We start from the raw sequence: 23,189 nt of genomic DNA on the forward strand, positions 1-23,189 counted from the left end.
TGTCGGCGCCGGGTCAGCCGCGCCGGTGCCACGCCGCCAGGATCTCCGCCTCCCGGGCGATGAGCGAGCGTTCGCCGGCGACCATGCGCTCCTGGCGCTCCTCCGGCACCGCACCCGACTCCCACCAGTCGTGGATATCCCGGACACTTTCGGCCAGCGGTCGGTACGTGAGGCCGTGGGCGAGTGCGCGGCGGTTGTCGACGCGGGCCGAGCCGGCGTTGTTGCCGACCGGCATGATCCACGGGATGGCGTACGGCACGCCGTGCTCCGTGAGGAACGCGTAGTCGTCGACCGCCACGAACGTGGCCGGTGACGAGAAGGCCGCGTGCGCGCCATGCACGAACGCGTGCATCCCCGTCGGCGACGCCGGACCTACAGCGTTGAAGGTGCCCGCGGACCGGTTCTCGATGAGCCGGACCATCCATTCGGACACGTCGCGCACGTCGATGTACTGGACCGGATCGTCGGGTCGGCCCGGGACCAACACCTCTCCACCGCGGGCCAACCGCACCGGCCAGTAGGTGAAGCGATCGGTGCGGTCCCCGGGCCCCATGATGTAGGTCGGCCGCACGACGATCGTGCGCTCGTCCCCGAACACCCGGCGGGCTTCGAGCTCCGAGTTCGCCTTCATGACGCCGTAGCGGTACTCCCCGCCCGCCTCTTCGTCGATGCCGCCCGGGACCTCGAGCACCAGCGCGGTGTCCTCGGCGATATCGCGGCCGAGGTACGGGTAGTAGACCCCGGTCGACGACGTGTACAGGTAGAGGTCCACGGAGTCGCGCAGCAGCTCCGCGGAGGCGCGCGTCCAGGCGGCGCGCTGTCCCGAGTTGTCGATCACCGCGTCCCACTGTCGCCCGCGCAGGGACGAGAGATCGCTCTCGCGATCCCCGGTCAGCTGCTCGACGTCCCGGAAGAGGCCGCGGTGCACGGAAGGATCCGTGCGCCCGCGGGTGAACGTGGTGACCGAATGCCCCCGCCCCAGGGCATAGGCGATCGTGTGCGGGCCCAGGAAGCCCGTGCCGCCCAGGATGAGGATGCGAAGCGGGTGCGGGCTCGCACCGGCCCGTTCGTCTGTCATGGAGGATCGAGCGCCGAGGGGATCGCCGAGGAGGCCGAGCCCCGCGAGGGCGCTCGCGGAAAGGAAGGTCCGCCTGGTGGTCACGTTGACCTCGGGGCGCGGGAGAGGAGAGGACGACGGCATCGGAGTTGGATGCCGCCGCATCCTGCGCCCGTTGCCGGCGTCCCCGCAACCGGCCCCCGCGGAGCGCGCGACGGTGCCGTGCGCTCCGCGGGGGTGCCCCGGACGCCTCAGTTGCCGAAGAGCCCGGCCGGGTCGACCTGCAGCATCGCCGACAGGAACGAGAAGTTCCATTCGGAGCCCACGCCGTATCCCGCCTCGACCGCCGGCCGGACGCGCCCCAGCCCGTCATAGCGCACGCCGGCCTTCAGACCCAGATACGGGTTGTTCCGGGCGTCGGCGCCGTCGCGTGTGAACCGGCGCAGCCCGGGTCCGCCGCCCGCATAGGGCACCAGGTCTCCTTCGACCGGAAGCGGGAAGAGCAGCGACGCGCTCCCGTCGAGCACGCGGGTGCCCTGCATCCCGCCGATGGAGACGCTCACGGCGGGGTTGAGGACCGTGCCCTCCGGAAGGAGGGGGAGAGGAAGTGGCGGACCGGCAGGGTCCGCGCGCACGTCGCGCGTCACGGCGCTCTCACTGAGCAGGCCGAACAGGAGGGACGCGCCGAGGAAGTCGTACCCTTCGGATCGTCCCGTCATGCATCCGCTCAGCATCAGGGATGCGAGGACCAGGGGCAGCGACTTGCGGATCATGGGATACCTCGGGTGGGAAGGGACGGTTGGGTTCACGTCCCGACGCCGGAAACCGACGGGGAAACGGTCAGGCCCCGCTGCCCCGACGCCATCAGCGCCCCAGGAGGGTCGAGGGGTCGACCTGCAGCATCGCCGACAGGAAGGGGAAGCTCCACTCGGAGCCGAGCCCGTAGCCCGCCTCGACCGCCGGTCGGAAGCGGCCCAGCCCGTCATAGCGCACGCCGGCCTTCAGACCCAGGTATGGGTTGTTCTGGGCGTCGGCGCCGTCGCGCGTGAACCGGCGCAGCCCGGGTCCGCCGCCCGCATAGGGCACCAGGTCCCCTTCGACCGGGAGCGGGAACAGCAGGGATGCACTCCCGTCCAGGACCCGGATGCCCTGCATCCCGCCCACGGAAAGGCTCAGCGCGGGATTGAAGAGGGTTCCGACCAGAAGGTCCGGAACGGGCGCCCGCGGCCCGCTCCGGTCGGTGCGGATCGCGTTGGCGCTGCTGGCCCCGAGCTCGAGCTGCGGGGAGGCGGCCACGAGCGTGAGCCCTTCGGATCGGCCGACTGCGCAGCCGGCCAGGGCCAGCGTGGCCCACAGGGGGATGGTCTTCCGGATCAAGGTGCACCTCGCGCTCCTGGAGGGGACGGACACTCTTCCCCCTACGCAGGAAACGCCGGCCGATGCGATCACCGTCCGTGCGACCTGCCCCGGGCGCGGGCCGGCCCGGATGTGCGAGCGGCCTAGGCGGCGGTACCCGTCCCGGTCCGGGAGCGCGCGCGGGAGCCCGCCTTCTTGCGCCCGAAGCGCAGCGGGAACAGCAGGAAGTACCCGCTGATGCCGAGCACCAGACAGAACAGGCCGGATCCGAAGAGGACGGCGCGCTGCACCTGGCGGTGCGAGAACTCCTCGATGGGCCAGAAGACGTGGGCGCGCATCAGGAACTGGCTGATCCTCGACATCCGGGTGGCGGCGTCCAGGCGCCCGTCCGTAGGCGAGACGGCGTACACGGTCGACGGGCGCGAAGGCTCGTGGAAGACGTGGGCCGGGAAGCCCACGTCGCCCCAATAGGCGAGCGTGCGGCTTTGCAGGCGTTCATAGACGAGCTCCCGGCCCTCCAACCCGTAGCGGGCGCGGACCAGCGCTTCCGCCTCCTCGCGCGTCAGCTCCAACCGGTCTCCCGTGTCGGCGCGTAGGATGCGCCGGCCATTGGACGTGCGCACGTCGTAGACGGGGTATCCGCCCATCACCGTGAGCAGGATGGAGCGCACGTCGGTGCCCTCCGCCATGTCCCGGGTCGCGAGCTGGGCCGCGTCCAGGGGCGAGAAGGCCACACGCCCGACGTCGAGCACCTCCGCGACCGGCTGCTCGGGCACCAGCCCCCGGAGTGCAGGGACGTAGTTCTGCAGCGGGTACCACAGGCCGGTGATGCTGAGAGAGATCAGGAGGGCACCGCCGATCCCGGCGGCCCACCGGTGCCAGGAGATCCAGGTCTTTCGCTTCATGGCGCGAAGGTAGAGCAGAAGGAGAGCGAGGCCAATCCCGGCCCGCCGGTCCCCGTCGCGAGGAGCGTGCCAGCGGGGGGCGTGGGCTCCGCTGCGACCGCCGGGCGCGCGGATCGCCCGACTGGACCGGCCCCCGGGCCAGCGGCGGGCCCTGGCCCCCCACCGCTCACCGGCCGACCTTGGTAGCCCTCGCACGTCGCCGATCCCGGAGGTCTCCAGCCGTGTCCAGCCGCCCCATCCGCCTTCTCGCCGCATGCGCCCTGCTCTGCGCCGGTCCGTTGGCCGCCCAGCAGATCCCGCCGGAGCACTACGCAGCCCTGTCCTGGCGTTTCATCGGGCCCGATGGCAACCGGGCCATCGCGGTGGTGGGCGAGCCCGGGAACCCGGATGTGGTCTACGTCGGCGCGGCCTCGGGCGGCGCCTGGAAGACCGAGGACGCCGGCGTGAGCTGGCGGCCGATCTTCGACGACGTCGACGTCTCGTCCGTCTCGGCGCTGGCGTTGGCGCCGAGCGAGCCGAACGTGGTCTGGCTGGGGACCGGGGAGACCTTCGTGATCCGGCCCGCCCACGCGATGGGGGACGGCGTCTACCGTTCGAACGACGCCGGCGCCACCTGGCGGCACGTCGGGCTGGAACGGACGGGCCGCATCGGACGCATCCGGGTCCACCCGGACGACCCCGAGACGGCCTGGGTGTGCGCTCTCGGTCACGCCTACGGGCCGCAGCCCGAGCGCGGCGTCTACCGCACGACCGATGGTGGAGAGACCTGGCAACAGGTGCTGTTCGTGAGCGAGGACGCCGGCTGCATCGACCTCGACGTCGATCCCGTCGATCCCCGGACGCTGTACGCCTCCTTCTGGGACGTGCAGATCGACACGTGGGGCCTCGACTCGGGCGGGCCCGACAGCGGGGTCTGGCGCTCCAGGGACGGGGGGGAGACCTGGCAACGCCTCGACCACCAGGGAACGGGCTTGCCCGCGGACGCGGACCAGCACATCGGCAAGGTGGCGGTCGCGGTCGCGCCGTCGGACCCGCGGCGTGTGTACGTGCTGACCGAAGAGGCCAGCCCCGGCTTCTACCGCTCCAACGACGCGGGGGAGACGTGGGAGCTGGTGCTGCGCAACCACACGATCAACGAGCGGGCGCCCTACTACACGCGTTTCGGCGTGGATCCGCAGGACCCGGACCGCATCTACTTCACGTCCGTGCGCTTCAGCCTGTCGATCGACGGTGGGAAGTCCCTGGTGGAGAACGCGCCGCGGGGCGGGGGCGATACCCACGACGTCTGGATCGATCCCACCGATCCCGACCGCATCATGGTCGCGGACGATGGCGGGCTCACGATCAGCCTGAACCGCGGCCGGTCCTTCGAGCGGATCGTGCTGCCGATCGCGCAGATGTACCACGTGCACGTCGACGACCGGATCCCGTACAACGTCTACGGCAACCGACAGGACGGGTGGTCCTACCGCGGGCCGTCCAACAGCCGTCAGGGCGCGATCCCGCTGGGCCTGTGGGAGAACGTGGGAGGCTGCGAGTCCGGCTTCTCGATCCCGGTCCCGTCCGACCCGGATGTGGTCTGGTCCGGCTGCTACGATGGTGGACTCGAGCGCTACGACCGACGCACCGGTCAGGTGCGCAGCGTGCGGGTGTGGCCGGAGGCGGCATACGGGTGGGCACCCGCGGACCTGAAGTTCCGGTGGCACTGGACCTTTCCGATGTGGATCTCGCCCCATACCGAGCGCGAGACGGTCTACGTCGGGAGCCAGCATGTGCATCGTACCACCGACGGCGGTGAGAGTTGGGAGATCATCAGCCCCGACCTGACGCGCAACGACAAGAGCCATCAGCAGAGCTCGGGTGGCGTGGCCATCGACAACCTGATGACCTTCGACGGCGCCACGCTCTTCTCCATCGCGGAGTCGCCGCGCACGGAAGGCCTGCTGTGGGTGGGCTCCAACGACGGGCTGATCCACGTCTCGCGCGACGGCGGAGGCACGTGGACGGAGGTGGGACAGAACGTCCCGGGTCTGCCGCAGTGGGCCACGATCTCCAGCATCGAGCCGTCGCGCTACGCGGAAGGGACGGCCTACGTCGCCGTGGACAACCACCAGCAGGCCGACTTCACGCCCCACCTCTACAAGACCGAGGACTTCGGGCGGAGCTGGCGTTCGATCTCCTCGGGCATCCCGGCGTCTCCGCATTCCTTCGTGCACGTGGTGCGCGAGGACCCGAAACGGCAGGGGATGCTCTACGCCGGGACGGACAACGCCGTCTGGTTCTCCCTCGACGACGGCAGCACCTGGAACCGGCTGCGCAACGACATGCCGCCCGCACCGGTGTACTGGCTCACGGTTCAGGAGCGCTTCGACGATCTCGTCGTCGGAACCTACGGCCGCGGTTTCTACATCCTCGACGGCATCGAGCCGCTGCGATCGCTGGACCGCGTGGGCGACCGCTCGCTCGCGCTCTTCACGCTGCGCGACGCCTACCGCTTCAACCCGATCCAGGGCATCAAGTCGGAGAGCTCGTTCGTCACGGGCCGCAATCCTGCGGGCGGGGCCGACCTCAACTTCTGGGCGGGGGAGGGCATGCGCGGTCGGGCGACCCTGACGATCGTGGGTCCCGGCGGCGACACGATCCGCACGCTGCGCACCACCGTACGGCCGGGCGTGAACCGGGTCTGGTGGGACCTGCGGCACGAGCCCACGAAGACGCCCCAGCTGCGCACGCCGCCGCCGGGCATGGAGTGGGTGCCCCTGGGTCCGGACGGCTGGCGTCCCCTGCGCACGTGGGACCTGGACCTGGTGCGGGGTCAGCTCGGTCCCCGGGCGGTGCCCGGTACGTATACCGTGCACGTCCGGGCGGGGGAGCAGGAGAGCTCCGGCCCGCTGACGCTGCTCAAGGACCCGCACTCCACCGCCTCTCTGGCGGACCTGGAGGAGCAGGTGGCCATGTCGCTGGTCCTCAGGGACGAGATCGACCGCATCGTCACGATGATCAACGACCTGGAGTGGACGCGGAAGCAGCTCGACGACGTCCAGACCCGCTTCGCGTCCGACACCACGGCGCGCGCGCTGATCGATGAGGCCGAACGCGCGGAGCGCGCGGCCATCGAGGTCGAGTCGCGGCTCTTCGACATCTACCTGACCGGAGCGCGCGAGGATGCGTTCCGCAATCCGATGAAGCTCTACGGACGCTATAGCGCCCTCGCCCAGGACGTCGGGTACTCCAGCGCCGACTTCAGACCCACCGTGCCGCAGCGCGAGGTGCACGAGGTGCTGCAGGGGCGTCTGGAGGAGGCCGCCGAGCGGTACCGCGCCCTGGTGCAGGGCGGGCTGGAGGCGCTCAACGCGTTGCTGCGGCAGCGCGGTCTGCCGGCCGTCGTCTCGGAGGAGTGACGCTCGCGGGAGCTGCGGTCGTCGGGGGACGGCCGTAGCTCCCGGGCGCGTCCCGGTGCGCTCCGCGCCGGGGCCGGGGGGCTCGGCCCTCGCGCGTCGATGGCCGCCGGGGCGAGATTGTCCCGACACCTCCTGACCGGGACCGCATGCACGAGACTTCGATCCTGGCCACGGTGGTCGTCCTCTTCGGATCGGCCCTCCTGGTCCTGTTGCTGAGCCGCCGGCTCGGCCTCCCGCCCGTCGCGGGCTTCCTGCTCACGGGCACACTGGTGGGACCCGCGGGCCTGGGGCTCATCCCCGACGCCGAGCAGGTCGAGTCGTTCGCCGAGCTGGGCGTCGTCTTCCTGTTGTTCGTGGTGGCGCTCGAGCTCTCCCTCCCGCGCTTGCGGCAGGTGGGCCGCTACCTGGTGGTGGGCGGCACGCTCCAGTTCGTCCTCACGTCGGCGGCCGGATGGGGCATCGCCTGGGCGTTGGGGCTGCCCCCCGGACCGGCCGCAGTGGCCGCGATGGCCGTGGCCATGAGCAGCACCGCGATCGCCCTCAAGGTCCTGTCCGATCGGGGCGAGCTGCAGGCGTCCCATGGTCGGGCGGCCCTGGGCATCCTGCTGTTCCAGGACCTGGTGTTCGTGCCGCTGCTGCTGGTGGTGCCGGTCCTGGGTGGCGTCTCCGACGCCGATGCCGGCGGGAACGCCCTGCTGCGCATCGCGACGGGGTTGGGCATCGTCGGCGTGGCGTTCCTGGTGGGGCGGACCCTGGTGCCGCTGCTCCTGCGTCAGATCGTCGAATCCGGGATCCGTGAGCTCTTCCTGTTGCTGGCGCTGTTCGCCTGTCTCGGCGGGGCGTTGCTCACGGGCGCGCTGGGCTTCTCTCCTGCCCTCGGGGCGTTCCTCGCCGGCCTGCTGATCGCCGACTCCGAGTACCATCATCACGTCCTGAGCGAGACGGGCCCGTTCCGGGACGTCTTCACGAGCCTGTTCTTCATCTCGGTGGGGATGCTCCTCGATCCGCTGCTGGCCTGGGAGAACGCGCCCGCGGTCCTGGGGTTGGCGGTGCTGGCCATCGCTGGAAAGGGCGCGCTGGTGGCGGTCAGCGTCGCCCTGCTGGGCCTGAAGGGCAGGGCGCGCGTCCTGAGCGCCGCCACGCTCGCCCAGGTGGGAGAGTTCGCGTTCGTGTTGTTGGGGGCGGGTGCCGTCTCGGGGCTGGGGGCGGGGCCCTACGCGCTGCTGGTGCCGGCCGCGGTGCTCACCATGCTGCTCTCCCCGCTCGTCATCCACACCGTGGCGGCGCGCTGGGACCCGGGTTCCGGGGGCGGCGAGTCGAGCGGGGAGGCGGAAGCTCCGCGCGCCCGCGTCCTGCTCGGCGGCTACGGGCTCAACAACCAGAACCTCCTGCGCGTATTGCGCTCGGCCTCCGTGCCCACGGTGGTCGTGGATCTGGACGGCCGCACCGCCGCGCGGGCTGCGGGCGAGCACACCCACGTGGTGTTCGGCGACGTGACCCGCGCGGACGCCCTCCTGCACGCGGGCATCCGCACGGTGGACGTGGCGGTCTTCGCGCTGTCGGATCCCGTGGCGTCCGTGCTGGCGGTGCGGACGGCACGGCGGCTCAACCCCGGCGTCGTCGTGATCGCACGCGCGTCCCGGGTCACGGAGATCCAGGAGCTTACCCGCGCCGGGGCCGACGAAGTGGTCGCGGAGGAGTTCGAGACCTCCATCGAGATCGTCACCCGGCTGCTCCGCCGTCTGCACGTCCCGGGCAACGTCATCCGCGCCGAGGCCCGTCTCCTGCGCGCCGATGCCTACGAGATGCTCCGGCGCGTGGAGGGCGAGGTGGGGCTGACGGATCGTCTCGCACGCGCGCTCGCGGCCGGAACCACGGACACGGTGGCGCTTCCGCCCGAGAGCCCGGCGCTGGGCCAGAGTCTCGGCGCGCTGCAGTTGCGCAGCCGCGCCGGCGCCACGGTGGTCTCGGTGGTGCGGGACGGGAAGGCGCACGCCAACCCGTCCGTGGAGTGGGTCTTCGCAGCGGACGACATCCTGTTCCTGCTGGGAAGCCACGAGCAGATCCAGGCCGCGCTGGCGTTGCTCGATCCGGCATCGGTGGACGCGTAACCCCGCGCGGGCGTCCTCCACGCGCGGCGCCCGGTCCCCTCCGCCCTATGGCTGCGTGTCCGCACCGTCCCAGATGGACGTCAGCTCCGCGATCGTGGTGCGACCCCGATCGAGCACGTACCAGCGGCGCTGCTCGCGGCGCCGTTCGTCCGGCATGCGACGCTGGCCGTCGCCGAGGACCCAGGTCTGCAGCGGGCGCGGGCGCGGGCCCCACCAGCCCAGCTCGCGCCCGGCCCCGTCCAGCACGATGACGACCGGGATGGACCGGCTGCGTCCGTCCGTCAGGTAGCGGTCCATCAGCTCCGGCCAGGCGTCCCGTCCCAGCACCCGCAGCTCCATGCCCAGGCGGTCGGCCATCCGGGCCACGACCGGTAGCGTGTTCACCGCATCCCCGCACCAGTCCTCCGCGATCGCGAGCAGCCGCAGATCGGGTCGGGCCGGCGCCTCCGCCAGGCTCTCCGGCAGCCGCACGCGGGCGTGGATGTCGTGCCAGAGCTGACGGTTCTTGACCGTCGCGTCCAGGAACTCCTCGAAGGGGCGGGCGAGCTCGAACCACTCGTCCAGGCTCTTTGCGACCACGCGTTCCACGGTACCGCTCGGCTCCTGCTCCAGGGTGAAGGAAACCCGGTTCCCCAACCACGAAGCAGGCGGCCAGGTTCCCCCCCGGCCCGCAGGGGCGCGAGCGCGGACGCGGCGCTATGTTGGCGCCCGGCCGGTTCGATCCGGGCCCATCGCCCCTCCAATCCGCTCCCGTCCATGCGTCGACGTCACGCCTCGTTGCTTCCGCTCGTGTTGACCGCGCTCCCGGTGCCGACCTCGCTGGTCGCCCAGGAGCCCGTGCTCTGGGGGAGTGGACCGGACCCCGTGTTCTCCACGTTCTCGATCGCCGCGGTCGATCCCCGCACCGGAGAGAGCGGGGTGGCGGTCACGACGCGCGTGCCGTGCGTGGGCAACGGCGTGCCCTGGGTGCGGGCGGGGGTCGGGGCCGTGGCCACGCAGGCCAACACGAGGACCGAATACGGGAACGAGCTGCTGGATCTGCTGGCGCAGGGACTCAGCCCGGAAGAGGCGCTGACGCGGGCGGTGGCGGGCGACGAAGGGCGCGACCGCCGCCAGGTCGGTGTGGTGGATCTCCAGGGGCGCACCGCCCAGCACACCGGCTCGGGCGCCAACGACTGGAAGGGACACCGCTCCGGCCCCAACTACGCCACGCAGGGCAACCTGCTCGTCGGCCCCGAGGTGCTGGAGGCCGTGGCGCGCACGTTCGAGGCCAGCGCGGGGAGCCCACGCCACCTGGCCGATCGCCTCATCGAAGCCCTGGCCGCCGGACACGCCCAGGGCGGGGACGCACGCGTGGGCCGCAAGCAGTCGGCGGCGGTGATCGTGGCCGATCCCCGGCCGGGGCGGTCACGCCGCAGTGACGGCGTCACGGCGCACATCAACGTGTGTGAGCACCCCGAGCCGGTCGGCGAGCTGCGCCGGATCTACGACACCATCAGCCAGACCTTGGGGTTCCGGGTGCTGGAGCAGGTCAGCGGCAACGACATCTGGCAGCTGAAGGTGATGCTGCACGAGCTCGGGTACCTGCAGGGGGCGGCGCCCGAGCTGGACGACGCGGGACGCCTCTACGACGAAGCGGCCGTCGCGGCGGTGGAGCGCTTCCGGGCCGACGCGGGACTCAACACCGCGGCATCGGGATCGCCGGCCGGACTGGTGGACGGACCGGCGGTGGAGGCGCTGTGGGCCGCGCTCGAAGCGCGCGGGCGCGCGGACGCCGTACGGGAGCGCCTGCTGGAGGTGACGGCGGTCCGACGCTGACCCGTTCCGACGCGGGGCGGGTCCTATTCGGAGTCGACGCGCTTCCCCTCGACCGCGTCGACGAGCCGGTCGAACTGCCGCTCCGTGCTCCACAGCCGGAGCACCTCGGGAGAGCCCACCGCGACCTCGGGCCCCCGGGCGCGCTCGAGCGCGGCTCCCAGCGCGGTGGCCCAGGCTTCGGGGGTGTCCTCCGTCAGGAGGATGTGCCCACCGGCGCGACGGAGGAGACGGGCCGACTCCCCCTCGTCGTCCACCAGCGCGATGATCGGCTTCCGGGTGCCCAGATACTCGTAGAGCTTGTTCGGGACCTGCGCGGGTTGACCGAGCGCCAGCAGGATGGGGAAGTCCGCGTCGGCGAGCGTGCGTAGCGCCTCCTCCCGCGCCTGCCAGGGCTCGAAGGACGTCTCGCCCGCCACGCCCAGGCCACGGGCGACCTGCCGCAGATCCTCCTGGTGCCGCTCCGACCCCACGCCGACGAAGCGGACCCGCAGTGCGGAAGGCTCGGTCTCACGCGCGACCACGCGCCCCAGGCCCTCCAGGAGCGCCTGCGCCGAGCGCGAGCCGTACAGCGTCCCCAGGTGGAGCAGGCAGGGTCGGCGTCGCGGCGACGTCGCGCCCTCCGCGATCTGGTCGATGCCGTTGCGCACGAGGAGGAGCCTCGACGCGCTGGCGGGTCCGTACCGTTCGGCCATCTCCTCCAGCAGGCGGCGGGTGCCCACGACGACGCGGTCCGCGGAACGGACCACCAGCGCCTCCATCCGGCGCTCCATCCGGTCGGTCCACTCCGTGCGCGGCTTGAGGTTGACCGGGTTGTTGGTCCACGGATCGCGGAACTCCGCGATCCAGGGCACCCCGGTCAGGCGGTGGAGGACCCAGGCGGCCAGGTGGCTCGAGAAGGGCGGAGCCGTGCTGTAGAGGACGTCGAAGGCATGCCGGCCCAGCGCGAGGCCGTGGACGGCCGCAGCGAGCCCGAACCCCTGCTCGTCGTCCGGCAGGAAGAGCAGCGATCGTCCCAGGTGCCGCGGTCCCCGACCCTGACGCTTCTCCGGCGGCGTGCCGCGCACGGCCGGGCCGAGGTCATGCTCGCCGTTCCCGGCGCGCCCCAGCCGGGTCCGGAGCCGGATCCACAGGAAGCGGGGGCTCCGGGGGTAGCGGATGGCGCGAACGTCCAGGTCGGCCGTCCGCAGCCGCATGCCCCGCTCCCCCTCGACGGCAGGCGCCGTGAGCACCGTGACGTGGTGGCCGCGGGCCACCAGGGCCTGGGCGATCTTCTCGGCCCGCATCGATCCCGAGGCCGGAAACGGGGGATAGGCATGTGCGAGGAGGAGGACACGCAGTCGCGCGCCCGCCGCCTCCTGGGCGGACCGCCCACCGCTGGGGCCGGCCCATGCGCCAGGCGCGGCCAACTCCAATGTCGGTGGGTTGCCCCGTTCGGTGTCGATCACGCGACCGTTCCGCCTCTCTGGCGCTCGGGTGCTCAGGGTGACCACGGTGTTGTCACGGGGGTAGCTCGAAGCTAAGTGCAAGTCCTGCGCCGTTGAAAGGCCCGGGTCCGGCAGAGGCCGGGGGGGCCCGGCGGCGGACAACCCCCGGGCGCGGCGGACGCATCGGAAGCCGGCACAGTCGACTCTCCAGGAGGCTCAGCATGAGGATGGTGACGAGGGCGGCGATCCTGTCCGGTGTGGCGCTCGCGGTGACCGGGGTGGAGGCCAGCGGACAGGCGGTTCCCCGCCTGGTGCGCGAGGCCCGCTTCGCCGAGGGCTTCGGACTGGTCAACCGCGCCCGCGAGCTGCCGGACGGGCGGGTGCTCGTGGCCGACCCCCTGTCGAAGACCCTGCAGGTCGTCGATTTCGCCTCCGGTCGCAGCGAAGCCATCGGGCGCGAAGGCCAGGGGCCGGAGGAGTACCGGCAACCGGACGCGGTCCACGCGCTGCCGGGAGGACGCACCCTGCTGGTCGACCTCGGGAACGCGCGTCTGACCGAGCTCGGTCCCGATCTCTCGTTCGGGCGGACCCATCCGCTGGCCACGGGGAGCCCCGGCCCGGGCGGGAACTTCGAGCCGCGCCTCCCCGCCGCCGTGGATGGCGAGGGCCGCGTCTACTACCAGGCGATGGGGATGTCGCCCGGTGGGCAGCTGCCCACCCACGCGCAGGTCAAGCGCTGGGATCTGACCACCGGCGCCGTCGAGGTGGTGGGCGAGGTGGCCCTCCCCGACCGCGAGGACCGCGTCTCCGGCGGGCCCAACAACCAGCAGCGACAGATCCGGCAGATCCCGCTGGCCGCCGCCGACGGGTGGGCGGTCGCCCGGGACGGCCGGGTCGCCTTCGTGCGCTCCGGCTCGACCTGGCACGTGGAGTGGGTCGGCGCGGGCGCGGGGCCGGTGACGGGGCCCCCCGTGCGCTACCAGCCGGTCCGCATCGGGACGGCGGAGAAGCGCGAGTGGGTCGAAACGGCCGCGCAGCGCGGCGGCGGTGTGGGCATCTCCGTGGAGATGGACAACGGCAGCGTCCGGACCAGCTTTGCGCGCGGCGGGGGCAGCCGTAGCGCGATCGACGACTACACGTGGCCGGAGACCAAGCCGGCCTTCGAGCCCGGCGACATCCAGGTGGACCCCCAGGGACGCGTGTGGGTGCGGCTGCACCGCGAGGCGGGCGAGGCCCCCCTGTACGCGATCGTCGATGCGAACGGCCGGCCTCTGGGCGAGGTGGAGCTGGAGCCGGACCGGCGACTCATCGGGTTCGGGGACGGCACGGCCTACGTGGTGCACGTCGACGACATGGACCTGCAGTACCTGGAGCGCTACCGGCTCGAGGGGTAGCCGGTCCGCGCTCTGCGGGGGCCGACCGGTCCGCGACCCGCGGGCAGGTCCACCGCCCGCCCGGACCCACGCGTCTCGACCGCGGGGCGGTGCGCCCTATCTTGTGGGGTGCACCGCCTCGCCGTCGCCGCGCTCGTGGCCCCGCTCCTGGGGTCCGTCCCCCTCGCGGCCCAGGAGCCGTTCGTCGGACCCCTGGGCGTGAGCGAGCGCAATCCCTTCTATGAGCTCTTCTATGTCCCCGTGCTCGAGACGGCGGACGTGCTTCCGGCCGGGGCGCTGCGCCTGGACGTGACCCACGCCTACTCGAACATCTTCGAGTGGGGCGAGAGCGACGCGGCCGAGCAGTACTTCGATCTCGAACGCCTGACGAGCACGTGGACCCTCCGGCACGCCCTGGGGTCGGCCTGGGAGATCGGCGGCCGCATGTCCGTGCAGGCGTCATGGGGCGGGTTCCTCGATCCGCTGGTCGAGGGGCTCCACGACGCATTCGGCCTTCCCAACGGCGATCGCGAACGGGTGCGACAGAACCAGTACGGCGTGGAGCTGCGCGACCGTCGGGGCGATCTCGTCTATCGCGCGCCCCGGCGCACGATCTCGTTCGAGGATCCGCAGGTGTTCGTGAAATGGGGAGCGCGCCGCAGCGACCGGGGAGCGCTGTCGGTGCGCGCCACGACCGAGCTGCCCCTCGGTCAGGACGGTACCGGCACGGGCCGGGCGGACGCGGCGCTCGAGGTGCTGGCGCGGCGCTCCTGGACCCGGTGGCACCTGCACGGCATGGCGGGGGTGACCACGGTCAACGCACCGGAATGGGCGCGTCCCTGGGCCCACCGCGCCGCGACGTACCTGGCGCTGGCGACGGAGCGGACGTTCGGGCCCACTTCGCTGCTGGCGCAGTGGGCGCTGTCGACCCCCTATCTGGGAGACACGGGCATCGACGAGCTGGACGACCTGCCGTCGCTGCTCACGGTCGCCGTCGCCGGACAGCGCCGGGCGTGGCGGTGGGCGCTCGGATTCGTGGAGGACGTGCCCCCCAACGGTCCATCCGTGGACTTCACCGTTCACCTGCAGCTCTGGCGCGCCTGGCCGTAGCCGCCGCCACCGGAGGATTCCGTGCGACCCGTGTTGTTCCGCTTTCCCGACGGTTTGCCGCTCATCGGCGGCGCCGAGGTGCAGTCCTTCGGCATCCTGCTCTTCCTCTCCTTCATCGCCGCGGGGATCGTGGCGCGGCGCGAGCTGGATCGGCTGGGAGAGGATGGAGAACGGATGAGCGACCTGGTCTTCTGGGCGCTCATCGGCGGGATCGTGGGGGGCAAGCTCTACTTCGTGCTGACCAACCCGGGCATGCTGGCGGGGGGCGCCGGCGCGCTGTTGTCCGGGACGGGCTTCACCTGGTACGGCGGCTTCATCCTGGCCAGCGCGATGGTGTGGGTCTACATGCGCCGGCACGGGATGGACGTGGGGAAGACGTTCGACGCCATCGCGCTGGGCCTCCCCGTCGGCATCGCGGTGGGTCGGTTCGGGTGCTTCATGGCGGGCGACGACTACGGGCGCCCGACCGGCTCCTGGGTCGGTGTGGCGTTCCCCGAAGGTGCACCTCCGACCACCGTGGGCGTGTTGCGGGACCGCTATGGCGTCGACGTGGATCCGGAGCTGATCGCCCGCTTCGGCGACGTGATCCCGGTGCATCCCACGCAGCTCTACGAGATCGGCACCTCCTTCCTGATCCTGCTGGTCCTGCTCCGTCTGCGCCACGTCCCGCACAAGCCGGGGTGGGTCTTCGGCGCCTGGCTGGGGCTCTACGCCGTCAATCGCTTCCTGCTCGAGATCGTGCGGCTGAAGGGGGATCGCTTCCTGTTCGGCGTATTCTCGCAGGCGCAGGTCATCTCGGTGGTGCTGCTCGCGCTCTCGCTCTGGATGGTGACACGGCTCCGGGGCGCGCCGGCGCGACGCTGAGCGGGCGGGCGGGCGACACGGCCCGGCCCGCGGCGGGTCCGGTCCGCCGCGCCCCGGGTTGCGCCGGCTCCCCCCACGCCGGATGCTCGGGTGCATCCACGTCCTCCACCGGAGCGTCCCCATGATCCGTCTCCCGCTGGCCGCGGCCGCACTCCTGCTCGCCGCCGCCCCCGTATCCGCCCAGGGCCTCAAGGTCCACATCTCCGCCGACCTCGAGGGGATCACGGGGGTCGTCACGGGAGAGCAGCTCGGACCCGGCGGCTTCGAGTACGGACGCTTCCGCGAGTTCATGACGGACGAGGTCAACGCCGCCATCGAGGGCGCGCGGGCCGCGGGCGCCACCGAGATCGTGGTGGCGGACTCCCACGGCAACGGCCAGAACCTCCTCATCGAGCGGTTGCCGGAGGACGTGCTGCTGGTGCGCGCCTGGCCGCGTCCGCTCGGCATGATGGAAGGCATCGACTCGACGTTCGACGCCGCGGTCTTCATCGGCTACCACGCCAGCACCACCAATCCCGAAGGCGTGAGGGCGCATACGCTATCCAGCGCCAACCTCACGGCGGTGCGGCTGAACGGCATCGAGATGCCCGAGGCCGGTCTGAACGCCGCCGTCGCCGGCCACTTCGGTGTGCCCGTCGTGGCGATCTCCGGCGACGACGCCATCGTGGCCGAAGCCGAGCGCCTGCTCGGCACGATCGACGGGGCCGTCGTCAAGCAGGCGCTCGGCTTCCACTCGGCCGTGACCGTCATGCCGGCGGTCGGGCGCGAGCGCATCCGGGCGGCGGTGGAAGCGGGGGTGCGCGCCCACGCTGCGCGGCGCGCCTACCGGCTGGAGGGTCCCCTCCAGCTGGAGGTGGCCTTCAAGCACTACCAGCAGGCGCAGGTGCTGGCCTACCTGCCCTTCGTGGAGCTGGTCGACGCGCACACCATCCGCATGCAGGCGGACTCCATGGTGGAGATCTCCCGCTTCCTGCAGTTCATCTCGCACTACCAGCCGGGACTGGCGCCCTGAGCGGGCACGTCCCGGAGGCTGGGGTCACAGCGACAGGAGCGCGACCTCGTAGCCGATGAGCGCCGTGTAGAACAGCAGGATCCCGTGGAGGATGCCCCGCACCGGCACGAAGCGCAGCACGGAGCTCTGGTTGCAGGCCACGAGGATGAGCAGCGCAAACCCGGTCAGCAGGACCTTGAAGTTCGCGAAGAGCTGGATGTCGAGCTCCATGAGCGCGCGCATCACGGGGTTGGCCTCGCGCACGACACCGCGGGCGATCAGCTCCAGCGTGAAGATCGCGTCCAGGGTGCTGAGCGCCATCACGACGATCGTCACCACCAGGAACCACGGATGGTGCCAGTCGAGACCGGTCGCGGCGGCGTCGCCGACGCGACGCCCGTTCCTGCGTCGGCCTTTGAGCGCCCAACGCCAATCGGAGAACAGGACGTGGGCCTGTCGGCGGTCCGCGCGTCGACGCTCCATGGGCCTCTCCTGACGGGTCGGATCGGGATGCTGGTCCGGCTCGATGGGCAGGGCGTATGCCAGGAGCCGACTCAGGGCGAGGATGACACGTCCAACCACCGTCGGACAAGGACTTCGCCTGCCCGGGCATACACCTTGGCGGGGTAGAGGTGGCAGTCGGATGTGTTGCGTCCGCGCACACATCCGTTGTAGCGCAGAAGCGCCCGCTCCATGTCCCCGCCGGAGCGGTCGACGAGGGTCCGCAGCAGGCGGGCGCCGTGGCACAGGTTGGTGGCGATGTCCTCCAGATCGGAACCCGGGCAGCCCCAGCGCCCGGCGTGGAACGGCATCACCTGCAGCAGGCCGACCGCCCCGACCGGGCTCCGGGCGGCAGGGTCCAACCACGGATTCTCCACCAACAGGACGGCCGTCAGGAGGCGGGGATCGAGTCCGGCGTCGCGTCCGGCGCCCACCAGGGCCAGCGCCAGCGTGCGCACGAACGCGGAATCGTCCGAGAACGTCGCGAGCATCGTGGTGAGCGGCTCCACCTCGGCTCGATAGACGGAGTCCGCGCGCTCGATCCCGGATCGGAGACGCTCCACACGCTCATGGAGCTCCGAGCGTTCGGGCTGCGCTCCCGCAGGGGAGACATCCGGTGGGGGCCGGGTCGCCGCGAGCAACAGGGCCGGAACCAGGAGAAGCGTCGCGTTGCGCACGGGGGGTCGCTCCCGTCGGGGTAGGGCCGGAGGCGGAGGCGCCTCCCTGCCATCCTGGAGGGCGACGTCGCCCGCCCGCGGCGGACAGGCCGGACGACGTAGATGCGGACGCACGATGCCGTAGGAACGGCGCGAAGCCCTGGCGGCGGCGGATCGGCGGGCCTTCTATTGCACCCGGACGCCGCACGCTCCACGGACCCGCCCGAGAGAGGTTCACGCCATGCTCCGCCGCGCCGTTTCCCTGCTCGCTGCCGTGCTGGGCACGGCTCCGGGTGCCCTGCAGGCCCAGACTGCGCCTCGACCCATGACCGTCGTGGACCTGATCGAGTTGTCCTCCCTGGGCGACGCGGATCTCGCGCCGGATGGAGCGCGGATCGCGTTCGTACGCAGCGAGGCGGACTGGGAGCGCAACGAAACGGTGCAGCACGTCTGGTGGGTGCCCGTCGCGGGTGGCGAGGCCGTACAGCTCACCAACGGGGAGAAGGGCGAGACGAGCCCGCGCTGGTCGCCGGACGGCGCTACGCTCGCCTTCCTGGCCGAGCGCCCCGGGCGCGAGGGCCAGGAGATCTGGCTCATCGGCGCGCGCGGCGGCGAGGCCTGGCCGCTGACGGATCATCCCACGGCCCCGGCCGATCCCCGCTGGTCGCCCGATGGCCGCTGGGTCTGGTTCCTGGCGCCCGATCCCCGCACGGACGAGCTGCAGGAGCGACTGGACGAGCTCGACGACGTCTACGCGTACGACGAGAACTACGAGGAGCGGCACCTGTGGCGGGTGCCGGTGGACGGCGGGGCCCCCGAGCGCATGACCGACGGGGACGGCTCCATCATCGGGTATGCGCTGTCGCGCGACGGGTCGCGCGTCGTCCTGCATCGCGCGCCTTCGCCGCTCTACGACAACGCCGACGAAGCCGACGTGTGGGTGTTGGACGTGGCCAGCGGCGCTTCGACGCGCCTGACCGACAACGACGTCACCGAAGCGGGCGCGGAGCTGTCGCCGGACGGCAGAACCGTGCTCTTCCGGTCCGACTCCAACGAGCGGCTCGAGACCTACTACAACGACAAGATCTTCCTCGTCCCGGCGCAGGGGGGCACCCCCCGGGTGCTGATGCCCGACCTCCCCTACGAGGTCACCGACGCCACCTGGTCGGCGGACGGGGCCAGCATCTGGTTCGTGGCCAACACCGGCGTGCGCACCGAGCTGTTCCGCGTCGGCGTTTCCGACGGTCGTTGGACGCAGGTCACCAGGGGTGACCATACCCTGGGGTCGTGGGACTACGCCCCGGCCGTGGACCGCCACGTGTTCGGACTGAACACCGCCACGAACAACGGCGATCTCTGGGTCCTGGACACCGGAGGGCGCGCGACGCCGACCCCTCGACAGGTCACGCACGTCTTCGACGATCTCGCCACCCGCTTCGCCCTTCCACGGCAGGAGGCCATCACCTGGACCGGCGAGGACGGGGTCGAGGTGGAGGGGCTGCTCTTCTATCCGCTCGAGTGGCGGGAGGGGCAGCGCTATCCCCTGGTGGTGCAGACCCACGGCGGGCCGGCCGCGTCCGACAAGTTCGGCTTCGGCAACGCGCACAACTACACACACAAGCTGACCGCGCTCGGCTACTTCGTCTTCAAGCCCAACTATCGCGGGAGCACCGGATACGGAGACGACTTCCTCCGCAACATGGTGGGGCACTACTTCGACCAGGCCCACCTGGACGTGATGGCGGGCGTCGACCACCTCATCGCGGAGGGTCTGGTGGATGGCGAGCGCATGGCCAAGATGGGTTGGAGCGCCGGTGGCCACATGACCAACAAGATCATCACCGTCACCGACCGCTTCCGTGCCGCATCCTCCGGCGCGGGTGCCGCGAACTGGGTGTCCATGTATGCGCAATCGGACGTCCGCACCTACCGGACGCCGTGGTTCGGTGGCACGCCCTGGCAGAAGGACGCGCCGGTGGAGCGCTACTGGGAGGATTCGCCGCTCAAGGACGTGGCCAACGTCACCACTCCGACGCTGTTCCTGGTCGGGGAGGAGGATGCCCGCGTGCCCATGCCCCAATCCGTGGAGATGTACCGCGGCCTCAAGAGCAACGATGTGCCCACGCACCTGTACGTGGCTCCCCGCGAAGGCCACGGATGGCAGGAGCTCCGCCATCGTCTGTTCAAGGCGAACGTGGAGCTGGACTGGTTCGAGCGTTGGGTGCGCGAACGCGACTACACGTGGGAGGAGGTTCCTACGCCCGCGCGTGCGGTGAGCGAGGACGGTCAGGACGCATGAGCCGTCCCCGCGCCGGCTCAGCCGGCGCGGGACCCGTCCGGGATGGGGCCTTCGGGGACGGCGAAGCGCGGCGTGACGCCATCTGCGTGTCCGAGATCGAACAGCATGCCCTCGGAGACCTCCCCGGCCATGGGACGGGGCTCGAGGTTGACCACGAACAGGGTCTGGACGCCTTCGAGCGCCTTGAGGTCGGGACGCTCCTTCTTCATCCCCGAGAGGATGATGCGGGTGTGATCCCCGAAGTCCACGCGGAGCCGGAGCAGCTTCGCGGAGCCCTCGACCTCGGTCACCTCCGCGATGGTGCCGACGCGGATGTCGAGCTTCTGGAAGTCGTCGAACGTGATCGTCGGCTTGATGGGAGCGGGTTGCATCAGCGGATCCTCGCGGAGCGGTTGCCGAACACGGTGTAGTGGGTGACGCGGCCCTGGCCGTCGCGGTGGAAGATCACGTCCTCCCCGCGTTCGCCGTCGTCGCGGATCCGGTAGAACGTGTCGCCGGCGTCGTGGCGCAGGCGCGTCAACGCGCGCAGCGGTTGGTCGGTCGGCAGGGACAGGAACGCCAGGCCGCCCTTCCACCGCACCACGGCGGTCTCCGAGCCCCAGGGCTGGGCCGAATAGGTGCCGACATACGGCGTCAGATCGAGCGTCGGCTCCGACTCGGCGCTCGGTGCTTCCTCGCCTTCCCCCGCGGCCGCTGTCCGGATCGCCTCGGCCACCAGGTCGTACATGCCGTTGGTGTAGGTCCCTGCGTTCACCATCGCGTTCGCCATGAACACGGTCGCGATGCGATCGTCGTTCTGCATGGTGAGCTGGCTGCGGAACCCGGGGCAGCTTCCCCCGTGCCCGACGAACGTGCGCTCGCCCCGGCGCGAGATGCTGAAGCCCAGGCCCCAGAACGTGTTCCACGCCGGATCCACGTAGTGCACGCGCTGCATCTCGGCGAGCGTGTGGGCGCTCAGGACCTCGCGGCGCTCCCCGGTCAGCCGGAACTGCCAGGAGGCGAAGCGCGCCAGGTCCTCCGCGGTGCTGGCGAAGCCGGCGGCCGGCGCGATCCCGCGGGTCTGGAAGGGCGCCACCTCGTGCCGGGTGCCGTCCCGGGTCGGCGCGCCATAGCCAGTGGCCAGCCGGCCCCCCTCGTGCTGCGCGGGGATCTCCGGGTGCGTGTCGTGCAGGCCCAGGGGCGCCAGGATCTCGCTCTCCACGTAGTCGGCGTACGGCCGCCCGGACACCGCCGCCACGATCTCCCCCGCCAGCGTCAGACCCAGATTGGAGTACTGGAAGTACTTCCACGGGGGGTACAGCGTCTCCTGCTCGGCCAGTCCGTCCACGATCTCGTCGTGCGTCGGGAACGTGAAGTCGGGCTCGCTCCAGTACGGGTGGTTGGACTCGCGCGGCAGCCCGGCCGAATGGGTCAGGACGCCTTCGACCGTGATCGGTGCCGCCCCCTCGTAGCGCTGCGCGAGGGTGAACCAGGGCAGGTGCTTCTGCACCGGGTCGCGCAGGTCCAGGAGGCCGCGATCGCGCAGCTGCAGCACGGCCACGGACGTGAAGAGCTTGGAGATGGAGCAGATGCTGTAGAGCGTGGCGGCGGTCGCTGCCTCGCCGCGCTGCGGGTGGGCCATCCCCATCGCGCCGCTCCAGACCAGCTCCTGGTCGTGGACCACGGCCGCCGAGAACCCGGGGATCTGCTCGTAGGCCCGCTGGGCGTCGAGCCAGGTCGTGACCACGGCCAGTGCCTCCGAGACCCGGGGATCCCGGGCGACGTCCTGCGCGGACGCGGCGGACGTCGCGAGCGGGACCACGCCGAGCACGAGCGCGTGGAAGAGGGAGGTGCGGGTCATGGGAGCTCCGGGGTTCGCGGTGGAGGGAGCAACATGCGCCCGCGCCGGCCGGCGGGTCCAGTCGCCGGGCGCGCGCGCGGGTGCCGCGGGGCGGGCCGCGTGCTATCGTCCCAGCGGCCCGACCGTGGGCCGGTCGCGAGTCCCCCTGTCCGGAGGCCCTCATGGACGCTCGCTGTGTCCGGTGGCGGTGGTGCGCCCCGCTACTCGCGCTGTGCGTCCTCCCGCCGCCTCTCACGGGACAGGAGCCGGGCACGTTCGCCGGGATCCGCGAGGGACTGCCCACCGGTAGCGCGGCCATCGCGTCCACGGGTCTGGTCCTCGCCTGGGACATGGAGACGCGGACGGCGGATGGGCGACTGCGGGACTTCAGCGGACGCGGCCACCACGGCGAGCTCGGCGTCACGACCCCGGTGGCGGGTCTGCTGGGCGGTGCGCTCGCCTTCGCGCGTGTCGCGGAGCGCGTCCACGTCGCGGAGCACGCCGACCTCGACCTGGAGGGACCGCTCACGATCGCGGCCTGGATGCGGGTCGACTCGTTGGGGCTTCATCAGCACGTGCTGGCCTGCGACGACGTCTGGGCCTTCTGGATCACCCCCGACGACCGCTACCGCCTGGGTGACACCCGGGGCGGGGGCGTATCCACCGCGCCCGGGACCGTGCGCCGCGGTCGCTGGAGCTCCGTGGTCGTCGTGCTCGACGGGACGGCCGGCGACCCCATCGACACCGATCTGGTGCGGATCTGGGTGGATGGCCGACCCGCACCGGCGGACACCCACCTGCGGAGCGCCGCGGCCGCCGAAGGGGGGCGCTGGAACCCGGGCGATCTCCACCGCACGGATGCGTGCTATGCCGGCTTCGAGTCCCACCAAGGCAACGAAGCGCACCAGTCGATGCCGTTCGTGGGTGCCCTGGACGAGGTGCTGGTGTTCGAGCGCGCCTGGACGGAGCAGGAGATCGTCGCCTTCTCCGCGCGCTTCGGCGCCGAGGAGCGGGCCGTGCTGGACGTGGCCGAGCGCTTCTTCGCGGCGATGGCGGCCCGCGACACCACGCGGCTGGCGCCGCTCTCCCACCCCGCCCTGACGCTCGTCGCCACCAGCGCGGTCGGGGATTCGACGGTCGCGCGGGCGTCCGACCGCGCCACGTTCTTCCGGCAGATCGCCGGAGCCGACCGGGTCCCGATCGAGCGTTTGTGGGACGCCCGGGTGCAGGTCCGGGAGGGCATCGCCACCGTATGGGCTCCCTACGATCTGTACTGGGACTCGACCTTCAGTCATTGCGGGATCGACGCGTTCCAGATGGTCCGCACCGGGCGCCGCTGGCAGGTGACCTCGATCGTCTATACCGTTGAACGGCCCCCGGCCCGGTGTGAGACCCACCCGGACGGGCCCCCGTGACGGTGGACGAACCTCCCGTCCGGATCCGCCTCCCGCGCAGGTCCCGGTCCATGCAGGCCCTGATCGTCACCCAGGCTCGCTCGCTCCGC

General features: G+C 71.6%; 19 protein-coding genes. 9 read left to right on the plus strand and 10 right to left on the minus strand.

The features are described 5' to 3' along the window. Positions 1–13 precede the first annotated feature (13 nt). The 4 genes from R3E98_14475 to R3E98_14490 form a co-directional block, all read right to left on the minus strand. Positions 14–1,078, minus strand: coding sequence for a hypothetical protein (locus tag R3E98_14475; GenBank protein ID MEZ4424611.1), 1,065 nt, complete (start codon positions 1,076–1,078; stop codon positions 14–16). 230 nt (positions 1,079–1,308) lie between these two features. Beyond that, positions 1,309–1,830, minus strand: a complete 522-nt coding sequence (locus R3E98_14480) for a hypothetical protein (GenBank protein MEZ4424612.1) — start codon at positions 1,828–1,830, stop codon at positions 1,309–1,311. A gap of 91 nt (positions 1,831–1,921) precedes the next feature. Next, entirely contained in the window at positions 1,922–2,434 is a 513-nt protein-coding gene (locus R3E98_14485) for a hypothetical protein (GenBank protein MEZ4424613.1), read from the minus strand. A gap of 122 nt (positions 2,435–2,556) precedes the next feature. Next, positions 2,557–3,318 (minus strand): hypothetical protein, encoded by a 762-nt coding sequence (locus tag R3E98_14490; protein MEZ4424614.1) that lies wholly within the window; start codon positions 3,316–3,318, stop codon positions 2,557–2,559. Positions 3,319–3,539: 221 nt separating this feature from the next. Here R3E98_14490 and R3E98_14495 point away from each other — a divergent pair, with 221 nt between their 5' ends. Together R3E98_14495 and R3E98_14500 are read left to right on the plus strand one after the other, a co-directional pair. Then, positions 3,540–6,719, plus strand: coding sequence for a glycosyl hydrolase (locus R3E98_14495; protein ID MEZ4424615.1), 3,180 nt, complete (start codon positions 3,540–3,542; stop codon positions 6,717–6,719). A gap of 146 nt (positions 6,720–6,865) precedes the next feature. Beyond that, entirely contained in the window at positions 6,866–8,830 is a 1,965-nt protein-coding gene (locus tag R3E98_14500; GenBank protein ID MEZ4424616.1) for a cation:proton antiporter, read from the plus strand. A 45-nt stretch (positions 8,831–8,875) separates the two neighbouring features. On the opposite strand, the gene R3E98_14505 is transcribed toward R3E98_14500, so the two are convergent. After that, entirely contained in the window at positions 8,876–9,418 is a 543-nt protein-coding gene (locus R3E98_14505; GenBank protein MEZ4424617.1) for a thioredoxin family protein, read from the minus strand. A 168-nt stretch (positions 9,419–9,586) separates the two neighbouring features. On the opposite strand from R3E98_14505, the gene R3E98_14510 reads away from it, so the two are divergent. Next, positions 9,587–10,648, plus strand: a complete 1,062-nt coding sequence (locus R3E98_14510) for a DUF1028 domain-containing protein (GenBank protein ID MEZ4424618.1) — start codon at positions 9,587–9,589, stop codon at positions 10,646–10,648. Between the two features lie 23 nt (positions 10,649–10,671). Here R3E98_14510 and R3E98_14515 read toward each other — a convergent pair whose 3' ends face one another. Next, entirely contained in the window at positions 10,672–12,093 is a 1,422-nt protein-coding gene (locus R3E98_14515; protein MEZ4424619.1) for a glycosyltransferase family 4 protein, read from the minus strand. Between the two features lie 200 nt (positions 12,094–12,293). Here R3E98_14515 and R3E98_14520 point away from each other — a divergent pair, with 200 nt between their 5' ends. From R3E98_14520 to R3E98_14535, 4 genes are all read left to right on the plus strand, one after another. Next, the gene (locus R3E98_14520; protein ID MEZ4424620.1) at positions 12,294–13,466 is read left to right on the plus strand and encodes a hypothetical protein; all 1,173 of its coding nucleotides are present in this window, start codon (positions 12,294–12,296) and stop codon (positions 13,464–13,466) included. A 108-nt stretch (positions 13,467–13,574) separates the two neighbouring features. Then, complete coding sequence (locus tag R3E98_14525) at positions 13,575–14,555, plus strand: DUF3187 family protein (protein MEZ4424621.1); 981 nt, start codon at positions 13,575–13,577, stop codon at positions 14,553–14,555. 21 nt (positions 14,556–14,576) lie between these two features. Then, the gene (locus R3E98_14530; GenBank protein ID MEZ4424622.1) at positions 14,577–15,419 is read left to right on the plus strand and encodes a prolipoprotein diacylglyceryl transferase; all 843 of its coding nucleotides are present in this window, start codon (positions 14,577–14,579) and stop codon (positions 15,417–15,419) included. A 121-nt stretch (positions 15,420–15,540) separates the two neighbouring features. Beyond that, positions 15,541–16,431, plus strand: coding sequence for a M55 family metallopeptidase (locus tag R3E98_14535; protein MEZ4424623.1), 891 nt, complete (start codon positions 15,541–15,543; stop codon positions 16,429–16,431). A 24-nt stretch (positions 16,432–16,455) separates the two neighbouring features. Here the strand turns inward: R3E98_14535 and R3E98_14540 are convergent, their stop codons facing one another. Both R3E98_14540 and R3E98_14545 read right to left on the minus strand, forming a co-directional pair. Continuing rightward, the gene (locus tag R3E98_14540) at positions 16,456–16,893 is read right to left on the minus strand and encodes a DUF5658 family protein (protein ID MEZ4424624.1); all 438 of its coding nucleotides are present in this window, start codon (positions 16,891–16,893) and stop codon (positions 16,456–16,458) included. Between the two features lie 71 nt (positions 16,894–16,964). Continuing rightward, a complete protein-coding gene (locus R3E98_14545) occupies positions 16,965–17,588 on the minus strand; it encodes a lytic transglycosylase domain-containing protein (protein MEZ4424625.1) in 624 nt (207 codons plus the stop codon). Positions 17,589–17,808: 220 nt separating this feature from the next. Between R3E98_14545 and R3E98_14550 the strand changes: the two genes are divergently transcribed. Beyond that, on the plus strand, positions 17,809–19,866 hold the full coding sequence (locus R3E98_14550; GenBank protein ID MEZ4424626.1) for a S9 family peptidase: 2,058 nt from the start codon (positions 17,809–17,811) through the stop codon (positions 19,864–19,866). Positions 19,867–19,883: 17 nt separating this feature from the next. Here the strand turns inward: R3E98_14550 and R3E98_14555 are convergent, their stop codons facing one another. Together R3E98_14555 and R3E98_14560 are read right to left on the minus strand one after the other, a co-directional pair. Continuing rightward, entirely contained in the window at positions 19,884–20,237 is a 354-nt protein-coding gene (locus R3E98_14555) for a tRNA-binding protein (GenBank protein MEZ4424627.1), read from the minus strand. Beyond that, complete coding sequence (locus R3E98_14560; GenBank protein MEZ4424628.1) at positions 20,237–21,706, minus strand: serine hydrolase; 1,470 nt, start codon at positions 21,704–21,706, stop codon at positions 20,237–20,239. The genes R3E98_14555 and R3E98_14560 overlap by 1 nt, the downstream gene beginning before the upstream one ends. A gap of 161 nt (positions 21,707–21,867) precedes the next feature. On the opposite strand from R3E98_14560, the gene R3E98_14565 reads away from it, so the two are divergent. Continuing rightward, entirely contained in the window at positions 21,868–23,100 is a 1,233-nt protein-coding gene (locus R3E98_14565; protein ID MEZ4424629.1) for a LamG-like jellyroll fold domain-containing protein, read from the plus strand. Positions 23,101–23,189 lie beyond the last annotated feature (89 nt).

This window comes from Gemmatimonadota bacterium (genome assembly GCA_041390125.1).
In the GTDB taxonomy this organism is placed as follows: domain Bacteria; phylum Gemmatimonadota; class Gemmatimonadetes; order Longimicrobiales; family Gaopeijiaceae; genus JAGQIF01.

What these genes read in the sequence shown, in the direction of transcription:
- R3E98_14475 (MEZ4424611.1), bottom strand. Translation starts at nt 1,078, where the DNA reads ATGACAGACGAACGGGCCGGTGCGAGCCCGCACCCGCTTCGCATCCTC.
- R3E98_14480 (MEZ4424612.1), bottom strand. Translation starts at nt 1,830, where the DNA reads ATGATCCGCAAGTCGCTGCCCCTGGTCCTCGCATCCCTGATGCTGAGC.
- R3E98_14490 (MEZ4424614.1), bottom strand. Translation starts at nt 3,318, where the DNA reads ATGAAGCGAAAGACCTGGATCTCCTGGCACCGGTGGGCCGCCGGGATC.
- R3E98_14500 (MEZ4424616.1), top strand. Translation starts at nt 6,866, where the DNA reads ATGCACGAGACTTCGATCCTGGCCACGGTGGTCGTCCTCTTCGGATCG.
- R3E98_14510 (MEZ4424618.1), top strand. Translation starts at nt 9,587, where the DNA reads ATGCGTCGACGTCACGCCTCGTTGCTTCCGCTCGTGTTGACCGCGCTC.
- R3E98_14520 (MEZ4424620.1), top strand. Translation starts at nt 12,294, where the DNA reads ATGAGGATGGTGACGAGGGCGGCGATCCTGTCCGGTGTGGCGCTCGCG.
- R3E98_14535 (MEZ4424623.1), top strand. Translation starts at nt 15,541, where the DNA reads ATGATCCGTCTCCCGCTGGCCGCGGCCGCACTCCTGCTCGCCGCCGCC.
- R3E98_14540 (MEZ4424624.1), bottom strand. Translation starts at nt 16,893, where the DNA reads ATGGAGCGTCGACGCGCGGACCGCCGACAGGCCCACGTCCTGTTCTCC.
- R3E98_14550 (MEZ4424626.1), top strand. Translation starts at nt 17,809, where the DNA reads ATGCTCCGCCGCGCCGTTTCCCTGCTCGCTGCCGTGCTGGGCACGGCT.
- R3E98_14555 (MEZ4424627.1), bottom strand. Translation starts at nt 20,237, where the DNA reads ATGCAACCCGCTCCCATCAAGCCGACGATCACGTTCGACGACTTCCAG.
- R3E98_14560 (MEZ4424628.1), bottom strand. Translation starts at nt 21,706, where the DNA reads ATGACCCGCACCTCCCTCTTCCACGCGCTCGTGCTCGGCGTGGTCCCG.
- R3E98_14565 (MEZ4424629.1), top strand. Translation starts at nt 21,868, where the DNA reads ATGGACGCTCGCTGTGTCCGGTGGCGGTGGTGCGCCCCGCTACTCGCG.